Source organism: Variovorax sp. GW821-FHT09D07, from assembly GCF_059416345.1.
The window spans coordinates 71,848-88,212 of the sequence record NZ_JBWKOY010000014.1 but is presented as its reverse complement, the minus strand read 5'-3'; the positions used below and the strand labels follow the sequence as shown (position 1 = coordinate 88,212).

The 16,365-nt window shown below is 68.1% G+C and carries 14 protein-coding genes; 8 read left to right on the top strand and 6 right to left on the bottom strand.

The annotated features are described in order from the left end of the window. Positions 1-56 precede the first annotated feature (56 nt). Complete coding sequence (locus tag AC07OX_RS30275) at positions 57-1,664, top strand: class I adenylate-forming enzyme family protein (RefSeq protein ID WP_495263138.1); 1,608 nt, start codon at positions 57-59, stop codon at positions 1,662-1,664. Between the two features lies 1 nt (position 1,665). Here AC07OX_RS30275 and AC07OX_RS30270 read toward each other — a convergent pair whose 3' ends face one another. The 3 genes from AC07OX_RS30270 to AC07OX_RS30260 are packed head-to-tail and all read right to left on the bottom strand — an operon-like array spanning position 1,666 to position 5,175. After that, positions 1,666-3,210, bottom strand: coding sequence for an acyl-CoA synthetase (locus tag AC07OX_RS30270; protein WP_495263137.1), 1,545 nt, complete (start codon positions 3,208-3,210; stop codon positions 1,666-1,668). Positions 3,211-3,215: 5 nt separating this feature from the next. Next, positions 3,216-4,349, bottom strand: coding sequence for a DUF5938 domain-containing protein (locus AC07OX_RS30265; RefSeq protein ID WP_062469831.1), 1,134 nt, complete (start codon positions 4,347-4,349; stop codon positions 3,216-3,218). Positions 4,350-4,371: 22 nt separating this feature from the next. Then, positions 4,372-5,175 carry an SDR family NAD(P)-dependent oxidoreductase gene (locus tag AC07OX_RS30260; RefSeq protein ID WP_369629680.1) on the bottom strand — a complete coding sequence of 268 codons (804 nt, stop codon included), beginning with the start codon at positions 5,173-5,175 and terminating at the stop codon, positions 4,372-4,374. Positions 5,176-5,377: 202 nt separating this feature from the next. On the opposite strand from AC07OX_RS30260, the gene AC07OX_RS30255 reads away from it, so the two are divergent. The 4 genes from AC07OX_RS30255 (at position 5,378) to AC07OX_RS30240 (ending at position 9,430) form a co-directional block, all read left to right on the top strand. After that, positions 5,378-6,058, top strand: a complete 681-nt coding sequence (locus AC07OX_RS30255) for a TetR/AcrR family transcriptional regulator (protein WP_493193592.1) — start codon at positions 5,378-5,380, stop codon at positions 6,056-6,058. Positions 6,059-6,065: 7 nt separating this feature from the next. Then, on the top strand, positions 6,066-7,028 hold the full coding sequence (locus tag AC07OX_RS30250; RefSeq protein ID WP_495263136.1) for a TIGR03571 family LLM class oxidoreductase: 963 nt from the start codon (positions 6,066-6,068) through the stop codon (positions 7,026-7,028). 54 nt (positions 7,029-7,082) lie between these two features. Beyond that, positions 7,083-7,787 carry a glutathione S-transferase N-terminal domain-containing protein gene (locus AC07OX_RS30245; RefSeq protein WP_495263135.1) on the top strand — a complete coding sequence of 235 codons (705 nt, stop codon included), beginning with the start codon at positions 7,083-7,085 and terminating at the stop codon, positions 7,785-7,787. Between the two features lie 251 nt (positions 7,788-8,038). After that, positions 8,039-9,430 (top strand): hypothetical protein, encoded by a 1,392-nt coding sequence (locus tag AC07OX_RS30240; RefSeq protein ID WP_495263134.1) that lies wholly within the window; start codon positions 8,039-8,041, stop codon positions 9,428-9,430. A 37-nt stretch (positions 9,431-9,467) separates the two neighbouring features. Here the strand turns inward: AC07OX_RS30240 and AC07OX_RS30235 are convergent, their stop codons facing one another. The 3 genes from AC07OX_RS30235 to AC07OX_RS30225 all read right to left on the bottom strand — a co-directional run bounded on the left by AC07OX_RS30235 (position 9,468) and on the right by AC07OX_RS30225 (position 12,791). Further along, complete coding sequence (locus tag AC07OX_RS30235; protein WP_495263133.1) at positions 9,468-10,718, bottom strand: glutamate carboxypeptidase; 1,251 nt, start codon at positions 10,716-10,718, stop codon at positions 9,468-9,470. A gap of 74 nt (positions 10,719-10,792) precedes the next feature. Then, positions 10,793-12,472, bottom strand: coding sequence for a cyclic peptide export ABC transporter (locus tag AC07OX_RS30230; RefSeq protein ID WP_495263132.1), 1,680 nt, complete (start codon positions 12,470-12,472; stop codon positions 10,793-10,795). An 85-nt stretch (positions 12,473-12,557) separates the two neighbouring features. Then, a complete protein-coding gene (locus AC07OX_RS30225) occupies positions 12,558-12,791 on the bottom strand; it encodes a hypothetical protein (RefSeq protein ID WP_062469860.1) in 234 nt (77 codons plus the stop codon). 162 nt (positions 12,792-12,953) lie between these two features. Here AC07OX_RS30225 and fhuF point away from each other — a divergent pair, with 162 nt between their 5' ends. The 3 genes from fhuF to AC07OX_RS30210 all read left to right on the top strand — a co-directional run bounded on the left by fhuF (position 12,954) and on the right by AC07OX_RS30210 (position 16,218). Then, on the top strand, positions 12,954-13,739 hold the full coding sequence (fhuF, locus tag AC07OX_RS30220) for a siderophore-iron reductase FhuF (protein WP_495263131.1): 786 nt from the start codon (positions 12,954-12,956) through the stop codon (positions 13,737-13,739). Between the two features lie 66 nt (positions 13,740-13,805). Further along, positions 13,806-14,912, top strand: a complete 1,107-nt coding sequence (locus AC07OX_RS30215) for a GNAT family N-acetyltransferase (RefSeq protein WP_495263130.1) — start codon at positions 13,806-13,808, stop codon at positions 14,910-14,912. Continuing rightward, on the top strand, positions 14,899-16,218 hold the full coding sequence (locus AC07OX_RS30210) for a lysine N(6)-hydroxylase/L-ornithine N(5)-oxygenase family protein (RefSeq protein WP_070062440.1): 1,320 nt from the start codon (positions 14,899-14,901) through the stop codon (positions 16,216-16,218). Before AC07OX_RS30215 ends, AC07OX_RS30210 begins: the two co-directional genes overlap by 14 nt. Positions 16,219-16,365: the final 147 nt, after the last annotated feature.

Below are 16,365 nucleotides of genomic sequence, written 5' to 3'. Positions count from 1 at the left end.
GCCGGTCTTAGTCTGCGCTCCGATCGAACACCCCCAACGACCGGAGACACGCCCCCATGCCCGCCGCCCGCCCCGAGCCCACGCCCTCCTCCTTCCAACGCATCGCCCGCATCGCACTGGGCGACGTGATCCACCGCAGCGCGCGGCGCTTCGGCGCGCGCACCGCGCTCATCGAAGGCGAGCACCGCATGAGCTACAGCGAGCTCGACGCCGCATCGAACCGTTTCGCGCACCACCTGCTGGGCCTGGGCCTCGCAAGCGGCGAGCGCGTGGCCATGCTGTGCAACAACTCGATCGAGATGGTGGTCGCGCTGCTCGGTATCCAGAAGGCCGGGCTGGTGTGGGTGCCGATCAACACGGCACTGGCGGTCGATGCCATCGGCTACATCCTCGAACACGCCGAAGCGCGGCACCTGGTGATCGACACCGCGCTGCACGCGCGCCCCGAGCTGCGCCAGCTGCTGGACACGGCGGGTGTCTCGCCGCTGCTGTGCGTGCTCGACGGCGACACGCCGCCGCCCGGCGTGCCCACCGTGGCGCAGGCCATCGCGCAGGGCCCCGCCACGCTGCCCGACGTGGCCATCGACAGCGACCAGCTCGCGCTCATCATGTACACCAGCGGCACCACCGGCCGGCAGAAGGGCGTGATGCATTCGCACGCCTCGGTGCACTCGGTGCTCCAGAGCAACATGCTCGAATGGGGCGGCGGCCCCGCGCACCACGACGTGTGGAGCAACGTGCTGCCGCTCTTTCATTGCGGGCAGCACACGGTGCTGATGTCGGCGCTCGCGGTGGGCGGCACGAACGTCATCCTGCGCGGCTTCGACCCCGGCGCGATGCTCGCGGCCATCGAGCGCCACAGGATCACCGTGACGGTCGGGCTGCCCATGATGTACGGCGCGCTGCTGGCCCACCCGCAGCGCGAATCGCGCGACCTGTCGAGCTTGCGGCTGTGCGTGTATGCGATGGCGCCGATGTCGCGCACGCTGCTGCTGCGCCTGCTCGACGCGCTGTGCCCGAACTTCGCGCTGGCCTCGGGGCAGACCGAGATGTACCCCGGCGCCACCATCTTCGAAACGCACCAGCAGCGCGAGCGCTTCGGCTCGTACTGGGGCGTGGGCACGCTGGTGAACGAGGTCGCGGTGATGGGCGACGAGGGCGAGCTGCTCGCACCGAACCAGGTCGGCGAGATCGTCTTTCGCGGACCGAACGTGATGCTCGGTTACTACAAGGACCCGCAGGCCACGGCGCACGCGCAGCGCTTCGGCTGGCACCACTCGGGCGACCTGGGCAAGCTGGACGACGACGGGCAGCTGATCTTTCTCGACCGGCTCAAGGACATGGTCAAGTCGGGCGGCGAGAACGTGCCCTCGCTCAAGGTCGAGGAGGTGCTGCTGCGCCACCCGGCCGTGCTCAATGCGGCGGTGGTCGGCTTGCCGCACGAGCGCTGGGGCGAAGCCATCACGGCCTTCGTCACGCGCCGGCCCGATGCACCGGCAGAGTTCTCGGAAGCCACGCTCACGGCGCACTGCAAGGAGCACCTGGGCGGCTTCGAGGTGCCCAAGGACATCGTCTTCCTGCTCGCGCTGCCGATGACCTCGACGGGCAAGATCCAGAAGTTCGAGCTGCGCCAGGCGCACCAGGGGCACTACCAGCGCGACTGAATCAGGATGACGACAGCTTCTGCAGCAGCGACGCCCGCACTTCCTTCTTGAGCACCTTGCCGACCTTGGAGCGCGGCAGGTCGGCCCACACCTCGACCTGCTTGGGTGCCTTCACGCTGCCGATGCGCGACTTGACGAAGGTCTTGATCGCCTCGGCGTCCACGCTGCGGCCCGCATGCAACTGCAGCACCGCCACCACGCGCTCGCCCCACTTCTCGTCGGGCAGGCCGACGACGGCGCTGTCCTGCACGTCGGGGTGCTGCATCAGCACCTGCTCCACCTCGGCGGAGTAGACGTTGAAGCCGCCCGAGATGATCATGTCCTTGGCGCGGTCGACGATGTACAGGAAGCCGTCGGCGTCGAGGTAGCCGATGTCGCCCGTGTGGTGCCAGCCGTGGCGCGAGGCCTCCTGCGTGGCCTTCGGGTCCTTGTAGTAGCCGCGCATCACGAGCGAGCCGCGCACCACGATCTCGCCGCTTTCGCCCGTGGGCAGCAAGGCGCCCTCGCCGTTCATGATGCCGACCTGCACCAGCGGCCCGGGCCGCCCCGCCGAGGCCAGGCGCTGGCGCGCCACCGAGCCGTCGGCGTTGAAGTGGTCGCGCGGCGGCATCATCGAGACCATCATCGGCGCCTCGGTCTGGCCGAAGAGCTGGGCCATGACGGGGCCGATCTTGTCGAGCGCCTCTTCGAGCCGCGCGGCCGACATGGGCGCGGCGCCGTACCAGAAGCACTGCAGCGAATCGCGCTTCGTCTGCGCCAGTTCGGGGTGCTGCAGCAGCATGTAGATCAGCGTCGGCGGCAGGAAGGTGTGGGTGACGCGCCGGCGCTCGATGAGCGAAAGGAACTCGCTCAGGTCGGGCTTGGGCATGATGACCACGCGCCCGCCCAGCGCCATCACGGGCAGGCACAGCACGCCGGCCGCATGCGTGAGCGGCGCGAGCGCCAGGTACACGGGCCGGCCCTCGAAGGGATAGCCCATGAGGGTCAGCGCCGACATGGCCTCCAGGTTGCCGCCCGAGAGCATCACGCCCTTGGGCTGGCCGGTGGTGCCGCCGGTGCCGGCGATCATGGCCACGTCGTCGGGCGGTGCGATGTCGATCGGCGCATCGTCCAGCCCGTCGAGCCATTCGTCCATCGAAGGCGCGAAGGCCTGCCGCTGGTCGAGGCACACCAGCGCCTTCAGCTTCGGCAGCTGCGCGCGCATCTGCTCGACCATGGGCGCGTAGTTGCTGTGGAACACGAGGCACGCGCAATCGAAGGCATCGAGCACGAAGGCGTTCTCGCTGGCTTCGTTGCGCGGGTTGATCGGGCACCACACGCCACCGGCGCGCGAGATGCCGAACACCGTGGCGAAGGCCAGGGCGTCGTTGCTCGAGAGCACCGCCACCTTGTCCCCGGGCTGGATGCCCGCGCGCTGCAGGCCGCGCGCCACGCGCCAGCTGATGCGTTGCACCTGGCCGTAGCTCAGGTCGGCGTCGCCCATGGTGAGGCACGGCGAATCGGCGCCCTGCTGGGCGCCTTTGTCGAGGTAGTCGACGAGGCGCATGCGCGTCAACCCATCCGCGTGAGCACGGGTTCCTGCACCAGCCCGAAGCTGCGCAGCGCCCCCAGCAGCTCGCGGTGCCCGAAGGCCTGGCAGCCCGAGGCAAAGCCGGCGCGGCGCGGCGCCTGCTGCAGCAGCGAGGCCGCGGCATAGGCCTGCAGCAGGCCGGTCTGCTTGTAGTTGCAGTTGCCGAAGATCACGCAATGCGCGCGCCCCAGCGGACCGGAGGCATGCACCGAATCGACCGACTTGTTGATGCGCGGGTTCTCGCGCGGCGGCATGGTGTTCATCACGCCCGCGGCCGTCTGTGCCAGCGCGGCATAGCGGTCTTCGTCGTTCATGCCTTCGGTGGCCTTGAGCGCGGCGGCCACGATCTGCGGCACGCCCAGCATCAGCGGCTTGTTGAAGACGCCGCCGAGCACCTTCACGTTGGCCACGCGCGGATCGCGCTTGAACCACACCGGGTGCGAGGTGCCGCCCCAGGGCAAGGCCAGTGCGGCTTCATGCTGGCCGGGAATCGACAGGTGGTACAGGCCCGCGTCGGGCTGCCACTCGACGTACTGGTTCTGCTCCAGGTAGAAGGCCTTGGACGTGGCCGCGTTCACCAGGATGGTCTGCGTCGACGCGATGGTCGGGCTGCCGCCCCAGAACACGGCGATGTCGAGCGTGTCCAGGCCGGGTGTCTCCAGGCACAGCTGCGCCGCGATTTCGCCGGTGGTGTACATCTGCGCCAGGCCGGGCGAGAGCAGCAGGCCGGCCGCCGCGAACTTGGCGCCGTATTTCTGGTCGAGCGTGATGAGCCAGTCTTGCTCGCCGGTGGTGTCGGTGTAGTGGCAGCCGGCGGCCAGGCAGGCATCGACCACCTCGGGACCGAACTTGGCGAACGGCCCCACCGTGTTGAGCACGACCGAGGCGCCGGTGAAGAGCTCGGTGAGCGCTTCAACCGTGTGCGCGACCTCGACCACTTCGTAGTCGGCGGTCTCGATGCCGGGCACGTTCGACTTCATCGCGGCTTCGAGCTTTTCTGCGCTGCGGCCTGCCGCGATGAAGGGGATGTGGTACTCGCGCAGGTACTCGCAGACCAGGCGCCCGGTGTAGCCGGAGGCGCCGTAGACGATGACGGGTTTCTTCTTGCTGCTCATTGTTTCTCTCCTTGTTGATCGTTCACATGCCCATGCCGCCGTCCACCGCGAGGCCCGCGCCGGTGATGAACCGGGCAGCGTCGGAGCAGAGGAAGACCACCACGTCGGCCATGTCGCCGATCTCGCCGAGGCGGCCCAGCGGTGTCTGGCCGATGACGTCGCCCACGGCGGCCTCGACGCTGGGCGCGAGCCCCGCGGCCACGATGTCGTTGGCGAGCTTCATGCCCATGTCGGTGGGCACGAGGCCGGGGTAGATGCAGTTGACGCGCACGCCGTAGCCCAGCTTGCCGGACTCCATGGCCGCCACGCGCGTGGCGCGGTCGACCGCCGACTTGGTCGCCGAGTAGCCGGCGATGGCGGGAAAGGCGATGGTGGCCGCGACCGAGGCGATGTTGACCACCGCCCCGCCGCCGCCCGCGCTGCCGCCGGGGCGCATGGCGCGAAAGGCGTGCTTCATGCCCAGCAGCGTGCCGGCCACGTTCACGTCGAGCATGCGGCGCAGGTCGTCGCCGTCGACGTCGACCACCAGCGAGGTGATCTCGATACCGGCGTTGTTGACCAGGATGTCGAAGCCGCCCAGCGCCTTCACCGTGGCTTCGGTGGCAGAGGCCCAGTCGCCGTCCTTCGTGACGTCGAGCGGGACGAAGCCCACCTTCGCTCCCTCTGCGGAAAGCCGCTGCGCGGTCTCCTTGCCCAGGTCGGCGAGCACGTCGCCGATCATCACCGACGCACCCGCCTGCGCCAACGCCTGGGCGATGCCCGCGCCGATGCCGCGCGCACCCCCTGTCACCAGGGCCTTGCGCCCCGTCAAGTCGAACTTGGCCATCACTTGTCTCCTGTGGATATGTGTATGAGATGGAGCGGTCATGCTAGGAATCGACTTGACGAGTGTCAAGAATTTTTTTGACGACTGCCCAAATTTCGTAAAATGCCTCTGGAATGCACGTACGAGGGATTTCCCACGCCGCGTGCTATGGTTTGCGATCACCAGGAAACACAGCGGCCGGCACTCTGCGGCCTGGCTAGAAATGACCACTCATTCACGGGTAAAGAAGCACGCCGGGCGGGTGCAGAAGGCACCGGCCGACAAGTTCGAGCAGCGCCGCGCCGAGCTCGGCGAAGCCGCCCTCACCACGCTGGCCACGCTCGGCTACGCGCGCACCAGCCTGCGCGAGATCGCGCAGAACTCCGAGTTCTCGCATGGCGTGCTGCACTACTACTTCAGCGACAAGGTCGACCTCATCGTCTGCAGCGTCAAGCAGTACAAGGCGCGCTGCGTCACGCGCTACGACCACGCAGTCGACACCGCCACGACGTATGACGAGCTCATGGAAGGCTTCCTGCAGAGCCTGGGCGACACGCTGCTGGGCGAAGGCCACGTGCACCGGCTCTGGTACGACCTGCGTTCGCAGGCGCTGTTCGAAGCGGCCTTCCACGACGACGTGGTACAGATCGACAAGAGCCTCGAAGACATGATCTGGCGCATCATGAGCCGCTTCGCCGAACTCTCGGGTCAAGCCCCCGGCCTGCCGCCCTCGGCCTGCTACGCCCTCTTCGACGGGCTGTTCCTGCAGGCGCTGCTCAAGCACCTCTCGGGCGACACCAAGGCCATCGCCGACATGCAGGCCGACGTGCGGCAATCGATCGAGCGGCTGTTCACCGCCCCCGCCGCAACCACCGCGCCGGCCTCCCGCAAGCGGCGCGCCTGACGCCGCCATGGCGCCGTTCAACACCGCCTACCGGCAGACGCTGCTCGCCGGGCGCCTCACCCTGGGCCTGATGACGCCGCTGGCGCGCCCGCACGGCGCGATGGCCGACCCCGCGATCGAATTGCAACTGGCCCGGCTGGCCGACACGCTCGGCTTTGCCGCGCTGTGGACGCGCGACGTGCCCGTGATGCTGCCGCAGGGCGAAGAGACCGCGGTGCTCGACGAGCCCTTCATCTGGCTCACCGCGCTGGCCGCCGCCACGCAGCGCATCGCGCTCGGCACCGCCGCCGCCGTGCTGCCGCTGCGCCATCCGCTGCACGTGGCCAAGGCCGCGCTCTCGCTCAACCGCCTGTCGAACGACCGCTTCATCCTCGGCCTGGGCTCGGGCGACCGCGAAGCCGAGTTCGCCATCTTCCAGCAGGACATCGCGCTGCGCGGCGACGTCTTCCGCGAACGCTGGAACCTCGTGCGCTCGGCGCTCTCGCCCGATGCGAGCGACCGCGCCGCATTGCACGAAGCCACCGGCGGCCACGACCTCATGGCGCCACCCGCCGCGCGCATCGGCATGCTGGTGGTGGGCTCGGCGCGCCAGTCGCTGCAATGGACCGCCGCCCACGCCGACGGCTGGGCCACCTACCACCGCGACGAAGCGCGCCAGCAGGGCCGCATCGGCCTGTGGCAGACCGCGCTGCGCGAGCGCGCGGGCGGCGAGGCCAAGCCCTTCATCCAGTCGTTGCAGCTCGACCTGCTGGACGATGCCGACGCACCCGCCGAGCCCATCGAACTCGGCCTGCGCGCCGGACGCCATGCGCTCGTCGACTACCTCGACCGCATGGAAGACGCCGGCGTCGCCCACGTGCTGCTGAACCTCGCGCGCAGCAGCCGGCGACCCGCGCAGGACGTGGTCGACGAGCTCGGCCGCGAGGTGCTGCCGCACCTGCAAGGCCATGCGCGCACACCGCCCGCCTGACCCGTGCAGAATCCGGCGCTCGCCGTTGTCGCCCCTCTTCCAAGGACTTTCCCCATGACCGATCTCTCGCATTTCCCCATCACGAAGAAATGGCCCGCGCAGCACCCCGAGCGCCTGCAGCTGTACTCGCTGCCCACGCCCAACGGCGTGAAGGTGTCGATCCTGCTGGAGGAAAGCGGCCTGCCCTACGAGCCGCACCTCGTGAGCTTCGAGACCCAGGACCAGATGTCGCCGGAATTTTTGTCGCTCAACCCGAACAACAAGATCCCCGCCATCCTCGACCCCAACGGCCCGGGCGGCCAGCCGCTGGCGCTGTTCGAATCGGGCGCGATCCTGCTGTACCTTGCCGAGAAGACCGGCCAGTTCATTCCGAAGGATGCGGCGGCCCGCTACGAGACCATCCAGTGGGTGATGTTCCAGATGGGCGGCATTGGCCCGATGTTCGGCCAGCTCGGCTTCTTCAACAAGTTCGCCGGCAAGGACTACGAAGACAAGCGCCCGCGCGACCGCTACGTGGCCGAGTCGAAGCGCCTGCTCGGCGTGCTCGACAAGCACCTTGCCGACCGCGCCTGGATCATGGGTGACACGTACACCATCGCCGACATTGCCACCTTCCCCTGGGTGCGCAACCTGATCGGCTTCTACGAGGCCGGCGACCTCGTGGGCTTCAGCGAGTTCAAGAACGTCGCGCGCGTGCTCGAGGCCTTCGTGGCACGGCCGGCGGTGGTGAAGGGCCTAGGCATTCCGAAGCGGGGCTGAGGCCCTCTCGATCGGCCCTCTGCCGGGGCCGTCGTCTGCATCGGCGGCGGCCGTACCGAGCCCGTTGCTCGAGCGACTCCCTCGTTTGTGGGATTCCTGACCCTTCCGGCGACTGGAACAGTCCCTCTGCGTTGTTGCGGGGGCTGACAAAAATTACGCGATCGCACACCTGCGGCGATACGGCGCACGCTTCCCCTCCTCCACGCACGAAACCGGATTCGACATCCACGTGGAACCACAAGGAGGAAGCCATGAAGAATGCAATCATCCTGCGCACGGCGGCCGTCGTGCTGGTGCAGGCCTGCACTTTTGCGAACGCCGCCGACGACCAAGGCGTCAACGACTACGCGAAGGCGCACTGGAGCACCGCCAATTCCTGCGTCCCGTTCGTCAGAAAATACCAATCGGTGTGCGGCAACGATTTCTCCGCAGACACGGATGCTCAGGCCTATGACATTCGGGCCACTGGCGAGAGATGTAGTGCGGTCACACAGAACCAGCACCCCGCCATACAGAAGGGCGACGTGATCACGGTTCATCTGAGCCAGGTCTTCATCAACGAGTTCGTCGAGCGCGGTGCCAGTCTGCTCGGCTTCAAGAAGCGCGGCGAGATCGCCATCGTTGCGCGCATCGCAGAGCAAGACGCCCAGACCGATTTCGATTTCAGTGTTGCCGGAAGGGATCGTGGCCGCCTCATCTACTACTCGGAAGGCGTCGCGCCTGGGCAGTACCTGAATTTCAGCCAGTTACCCATCTACGGGCCCATCGAATACCACGGCAAGCCCCTGCTCCTGGAGTTCTACATCATGGAGCTCGACATCAAGGAGAACACGGAAATCTCGGGCCTGCTCACCGCAGCGGCCAGCCTGGGCGCCGTGGCCTATCCGCCGGCATCGCCAGTGCTGAAGGTGCTCGACACGATCGGCGGCGGCTTGCTCAAAGCCAACAAGAGCGACATCGAGTTCAAGTACCACGCCTCGTTGCTCCCGGGCGCGGAGCAGATCAATTCACTGCATTCCGGTCGGCTGGAATACGGCAACTACGCGTTCGTGCGCATGCCATTCGCGGACTCGGGTGGCTCTGGGAGCAGTTCTACGCATCCCTGGACACGCTGGTGGTTCAACCAGAAAAATGGGCGAATCTACGAAGACGCGACATGCAATTCAGTGCTGAAGAATCGCACCTACCTCACGGTGCAGATCAATCGCGCCAAGGAGGAGGCCACACTCGACCCCGCCAACACCTTCGCTGCATTTACCGCCAAACTCTCTTCCGAGGCCCAGGCTTCCACCGCCGAGCGCGTCGCGGTCATCGATGCGCTGAAAGCCAGCGTCAACAAGAACCAGCGCTATCGAGACGCGAAGAAGTTGATCGATTTCGCACAGAGCGTGAAATGGCCCGACGGCACCAAGAGTGACAAGAAGGCCCTGGATGCGGTAACCGTCAATGCGCTCGCCGCGGTTGCAACCAAGATCGAAACATCCTCGACTCAATTGCGCGACCCCCAGCAGCGCGACAAGGCGGACTTCGATGAATCGCAAATACAGGTGCTCGTCGATGCACTGTCGCGGCTCTCCGGCAAACGCTACTCACCGCAAACCTTCAAGGCAAGCGATCTGAAGTTGGAGCTCGAGAAAACCTGACGCTGGCACTCCACGCCAGCGTCCCCAGGAACCGAAATCAGTTCGCGCTCAAGTCCATGAGCATCCGCGACAGCAAGTAAAGCCGCGGCACCACGCTCTCGACCTCAGCGTATTCCTCCGGCGTGTGGATGCCGCCACCCACGATGCCGAAGCCATCGAGCACCGGCACGCCGACACCGGCCACGAGGCTGGCGTCGGCGGCGCCGCCGCTGCTCTCGATGGTGAGCTTCTTGCCGATCTCGCCGTAGATGCCCTCGGCCATGCGCACCAGCTTGTCCGACGCGGGCGAACGCGGCATCGGCGGCAGACCGCGCACGAGGCGCACGCGCACCTCTGTCTCGGGGATGAGCTTGTTCTGCGCGATGCGCGTGAGGTCCTTCTCGACGCGGTCGAGCTCCTCGGGCGTGGCGGCGCGCACGTCGCCCTTGGCGCTGGCCGACGCGGGGATCACGTTGGTCGGTCCGTTGGCCGTGAGCACCGTGAAGTTGACCGTGGTCTTCTTCGCTGCGTCGGCCACCTTCGACAGTTGCAGCACCTGGTGCGCGACTTCCATCGCGGCGTTGCGGCCCGCCTCGGGCGCAACGCCCGCGTGCGACGCGAGCCCCTTCACCTCGATGAGCGCCGTGGCCGAGCCCTTGCGCTCGACCACGAGGCCGTCGGCCGGGCGACCCGGCTCGAGGTTCAGTGCCACGTCGTGCTGCTTGGCCACGCGTTCGATGAGCGCGCTGGTGCCGACCGAGCCCGTCTCTTCGTTGGTGTCGATGAGGAAGGTGATCTGGCCGTAGTCCTTGAAGCCGATCTTCTGCAGGATCTTCAGCGCCTGCAGGCCGGCCACGACGCCGCCCTTGTTGTCCATCACGCCGGGACCGTAGGCGCGGCCGTCCTTGATGTAGAAGGGCTTGGCCGCGGCCGTGCCGTCCTTGAACACGGTGTCGATGTGGGCCAGGATGAGGATCTTTTTCTTGCCCTGGCCGGTGAGCGTCGCGACCAGGTTGGTGCCCGGGTGCGGTTCGGCGGGAAAGCTCTCGATGCGCGCGTCGAGCTTGCGCAGTTCGTCCGCCACCATCTCGCGCACCTTGGCCAGGCCCTCGGTGTTGGTCGAGCCCGAATCGATGTTGACCATGCGCTCCAGCAGCTGCAGCATTTCGTCCTTTTGCTGCGTGGCGGCGTCGAGCACGCCCTGGTGCGGCTTCTGGGCCATGGCGTTGACGGCGAGCAAGGCACTGGCCAGCACGGCGCCCTGGCAGGCGGCGCGTGTCCATGAACGCGGGGTGGAGCGAAGGTGCATGAGGAAGCCTGTTCTTTCTGTTGTGGAGGTTCGTTCGAAGCGAACCCCACACTAGCACCCGCTTCGCGAACGGGTCAAGCCGCGAGGCTCGGCGCCGGCGCCTCGGTGGCCTGCGCGATGCGCCCGGCCTTCATGTGGACGATGCGGTCGGCCACATGAAAGTAGCGGTCGTCGTGCGAGATGACCACCAGCGAGTGCCCCTTGGCGCGCAGCTCGGGCAGCAGCTCGGTGTAGAACAGATGGCGAAAGGCCGGGTCCTGGTCGGCGGCCCATTCGTCGAACACCAGCACCGGCCGGCCTTCGAGGTAGGCATGCACCAGCGCCAGCCGCTTGCGCTGGCCGGTCGACAGGTCGGTGGTGCTGAAGGCGCCGTTCTTCACTGACACCTTGTGCGCGATCTCCAGCCGCTGCAGGTAGGGCAAGGCGGTTTCGGGCAGCGCCTGGTGGCCGCCCTCTTCGCCGGCCACGAGGTCTTCGAACAGGTAGAAGTCCGAGAACACGGTGGTGAAGAGCTGGCGGTAGTCGTCGCGCGTCTGCGGCGTCACGGCCTTGCCGTCGAGCAGCAGCTCGCCATCCACCGGCGCGTACAGGCCCAACAGCAGCTTGATGAGCGTGGTCTTTCCCGAGCCGTTGTCGCCGACGACGAAGACGATCTCGCGCCGCCCGATGCGCAAATCCACCGGGCCGAGCACGAAGGGCTCCGCGCCCTCCACCGCTGGGAACGCATAGCGCGCGCCGCGCAGCTCGATGGCGTCGTGCAGCACCGGCGTGGCAGGCGGCGCGTGCAGGTCCAGGTGCGGTTCGGGCGTGGCGAAGCGGGCCGACAGGTCACCGATGCGCTCGAAGGCCACCTTCGCGCGCCCCAGGTGCGGCAGCGCCGCCACCACCTGGTCGAGCGGCCCCTTCAAAAACAGCAGCACCAGCACGAAGCCGCTGAGCACGACCGGCGCGGTGTCGCGGAATGCGGCCCAGCCGAGGATGAGTGCAATCAGCAGAAAGAACAGCGCCGAGCCGAAGGACGAGGCCAGCACGAAGATGTTGATGGCGCGGCGGTTGATGTCGTGGATGCGCTCGACCGTGTGCGCCACCTGCTGCTCGTACACCTTGGCGCGGCGCGCGCGGTGCATGCGCAGCTCCTTCGCGCCTTCGCTGATACCGCGGTAGGCCTTGTGCAGCGCCTCTTCCTGCTCGCGCGCCTTGAAGAAGCCCGAGATGCCGCGCGCATGCGCCAGGCTCTGCACGGTGATGCCCACCAGCAGCGCCGCCAGCAGCAGGCCGAACAGCGGCGGCGAGAGCCAGGCCAGGTAACCCAGGCAGCCGAAGGAGACGGCCAGCGCGATCATGGTCGAGGCCATCATGAAGGCCACGTCGCTGATCATGTCGACGTCCTGCGTGAGCACGGGCATCAGGCGGTGCATGCGGTAACGCTCGAGCGCATCGATCGGCGCCGCGAGGATCTTCAGCGCCAGGCTCTTGCGCACTTGCGCCACGAGCCGCTGGCCGACCACGTTGTTCGACATATCGGAGGTGGCGCGCCCGACCAGCGCCACCACGCACAGGCCGATGAAGGTCAGCAGCAGTCCGCCGGCCAGGCCGCCGGGGCGATGCAGCACCTGGTTGATGGTCGCCAGCAGCGCCACGGTCGCGATGCCCGCGCCGATGCCGGTCACGGTCGACAGCGCGATCCACGGGAAGTAGGGCCGCAACAGCCGGACGAGTTCGGACGCGGGGGCGCTGGCGGGTGTGAGGTTCATTCGGCGGACGGTTCGTTGCAAAGGGAGACGGGCTCCCTGCAATGACGTTCGGCGCGCCTGCTTGTTTAGCAGGAAGGCGCGGCGCCTATTGCAGCAGCGGCTGCGCCCCCGCCTCGCGCGCGGCCTCCACCACCGAGGCGCCCGCCAGCGCCCACAGCGTCAGGGCCTCGTCGAGCGCGCGCACGTGGCCCGGGTCCTGGCCGAGCCAGGCCACGAGCTGCTCGGCGCGCTCGGGCGACGGTGCGTCGTGCAGCTCGCGAAAAAGCCGCCAGGCCATGCTGAAGGCCGGATCGGAAGGACGGTGTCTCGGGAAGCTCATGGGGATTCGCACGCCTGCACTGCTGTCGATGAGTGAGTAGACGCTCCGTGGGGCACGCTGTTTAGGCGCGGGGCCTGCGCGGACTAAATTTCCGGCCCGCCGGCGCGTCTTCTGCTGCATGCCTGTGCGCCTTCTTCTTCACGCCACCTTCGGCCCCGCCCCGTGATCCCGCTGCTCGCGCCGATCTTCCAGGGCGAGTGGGCGCCCTACGGCGAAACGCTGGCCTGCGCCCCACACCCGCCGCCCGACGCCGTGCGCGTGGCCGACCTGCTGGCCGACCCGCCGCGCCTGTTGGCGCTGCTGCGTCTGAAGGCGCGCACGCTGAACATGCCGGAGCGCGACCTGCGCGCGGTCGCGTCCGCCTGGAGCATGAACTACCTGCACGCGCTGCTGCCGCCCGTGGCCGCCGCGGCGAGCTTGCTGCAGCACGGCTTTCCGGTCCGGCCCGAGCAGGTCTGGGTGTCGCTCGATGACGCAGACGGCGACCCGGAGTGCTTCCACATCGTCGAGCTCGGCACGCCGTGCCCCGGCACCGACACGGCCGCGCGCTACGACGTGCTGCTGTGGACGCACCTGGCGCCCCTGTTCGCGCGGCTGACGCAGCTCACGCGGCTGGCGCCCAAGATCCTCTGGGGCAACGCCGTGCGCTACCTCGAGCCGGTGCTGGAAGAAGGCCTGCGCATGAGCGGCCAGGCGCCCGCCGTGGCCACCGACCTCGAGCATCTGCTGCACCGCCCGACCTGGCCGCAACCGTGCGGCACGCTGCGCGACAACCCGATGTGCATGCCCGCGCGCCGCGGTGTGCGCGTGGCCGACCGCAGCGCGCCGCCCGTCACGCTGCACCGCCAGTGCTGCCTCTACTACCTCGTGCCACGGCTGGGCTACTGCGGCGCGTGTCCGCTCTCGCCCGAGTTCGAACGGGAGCGCTGTGCAAGCACCGCCGACTAAACATCTGGCCGCGGCCTGCGTCTTCCTTCTGCATCCCACACATCGACCACACCCCGGAGGTTTTGCTTGACCGCCCACGACACTGCATGGCGCTTTCACGCGCATCCCGAAGGCCGGGTGCTGGACGTCCGGCTGGAAGGCAGCGCGCTCAAGGTGACGCCGCACGACGGCGACCGCCACAGCAGCACCTGGGCCCTGCGCGAGCAGCCCGGCAAGCCGCGCCTCGAATGGCTGGGCGCGTGCGCGGGCGAGCCTGACGAAGCGCACCTGCTGGCGGCGATCGAGGCGGCCTTCCAGCGCCACCCGGCCGCGCGCCACTTGGCGCTGCAATCGCCATTGCCGAGCGGCACGCGACTCGTGGACGCGGGCATCGTCACGCCGGCCGAGGGCGCGCTGCCCACGGTCGCGCGCGAAGCCTTCTGGCAATGGCCGCGCGCCTGGCTGCCGCAGCCGCGCGAGCCCTTCGCGCAGCGCTTCGTCGTCACGCAGGGCAAGCGCCATCCGCTGCGCCCCGCCAAGCCGCAGGGCACGGTGTACCGCCGCCACATCCCGTGGCTGAACCAGACGTTCACGCTCGACACGGTCGACATCGAGCGCGACCTGCCTGCCTTCCATCGCTGGATGAACGACCCCGTAGTCGCGCATTTCTGGGAAGAGGAAGGCGACCTCGCGCGCCACCGCCAGTACCTGGAAGGCATCGCAGCCGACCCGCGCGTGACCGGCCTCGTCGGCCGCTTCGACGGCGAGCCTTTTGGCTACTTCGAGGCCTACTGGGCCAAGGAAGACCGCATCGCGCCCTTCTACGACGCGGCCGACCACGACCGCGGCTGGCATGCGCTGGTGGGCGAGGCGCGCTTTCGCGGCAAGCCCTTTCTCACGGCCTGGATGCCGTCGGTGTCGCACTACCTCTTCCTGGACGACCCGCGCACGCAGCGCCTGGTGATCGAGCCGCGCGCCGACAACGAAAAAATGATCCGGAGCCTGGGCCGCTGCGGCTACGCCCATGTGAAGGAGTTCGACTTTCCGCACAAGCGCGCCCTGCTGGGCGTGCTGTGGCGCGAGCGTTTCTTCGGCGAGGCGCTGTGGATTCCGCGCGCCGACCCCACCGCCGCTTCGCCGGCCCCGGCTCGTCGACACGAGCCTTCCCTGGAGGACATCCATGCAAATCCATGACCTGATCGGCGTCGGCTTCGGCCCGTCCAACATCGCGCTGGCCATCGCGCTCGACGAGAAACGCCAGAAGGGCCACTTCGTCGATGCGCTGTTCATCGAGAAGCAGCCGGGCTTCGTCTGGCACCGCAACATGCTGCTGGACAACGCGCACATGCAGATCTCGTTCCTGAAGGACCTGGCCACGCTGCGCAATCCGTCCAGCCGCTTCACCTTCCTGAACTACCTGCACGAGAAGCAGCGCCTGCAGGACTTCATCAACCTCAAGACCTTCTTCCCGAGCCGCCACGAGTTCAACGACTACCTGGGCTGGGCCGCGGCGCAGTTCGAGGACCGCTGCGCCTACGGCGAGGCCGTGTTCGAGGTGGTGCCCGAGATGAAGGGCAACGAGGTCTCGCTGCTGCGCGTGCGCTCGCGCGATGCCAACGGCGCGGTGCGCGAGCGCCTGGCGCGCAACCTGGTGGTGAGCGTGGGCGGCGTGGCGAACATCCCGGCGCGCTTCCAGCCGCTGCGCGACGACGGCCGCGTGTTCCATTCGAGCACCTACCTGGAGGCCATCGCCCGCCACCCCGGCGCCGACCGCATCGCCATCGTGGGCGCGGGCCAGAGCGCGGCCGAGATCTTCATGGACCTGCAGTCGCACCCGGCCAAGCCGCAGGTCGACCTGATCATGCGGGCGCGCTCCATCAAGCCCTCGGATGACAGCCCGTTCGTGAACGAGATCTTCAACACCGACTTCACCGACTTCGTGTTCAACCGCTCGGTGAACGAGCGCGCCGAGCTGCTCGAGGAGTTCTGGCACACCAACTACGCCGCGCCCGACCTGGAGCTGATCCAGCAGATCTTCAACGTGTTCTACCGCCAGCGCGTGGCCGGCTCGACGCGCCACAGCTTCCTGCGGCGGCACGAGGTGTCGGCCGTGCGCGCCGCGCAAGACGGCATCCACCTGTCGCTGCACGACCTGAACACCGGCGCGCGCCACGACAAGGCCTACGACGCCGTGGTGCTCGCCACCGGCTACGCCCGCGACGCGCACCGCACGCTGCTGGCACCGCTGGCGCCCTACCTGGGCGATTTTTCGGTCGACCGCGACTACCGCGTGCAGGGCACGCCGGCGCTGCGCCCGGGCATCTTCCTGCAGGGCGCCTGCGAGACCAGCCACGGCCTGAGCGACACGCTGCTGTCGGTCACCGCCATCCGCTCCGACGAGATCGGCCAGGCGCTGCTGAACGCCACGCCGCGGCACACGGCGCAGGCACCACAGGCCCCCGCCGCGGAGCGCCCCGCCCACGCCGCGCCCGTGGTCTAGCCACGGAAACGCAAGGCTTCGGTGCTACACTCAATAAGAATAGTTCTTATTCACCCCCATCCCCGGGGTCACCGAAGCCAGCGCCCTCGCCTCCTCTTCACCGGCGCGCACCAGCCATCGGCCCAGGGGTCCTTTGTCGATGCTTGC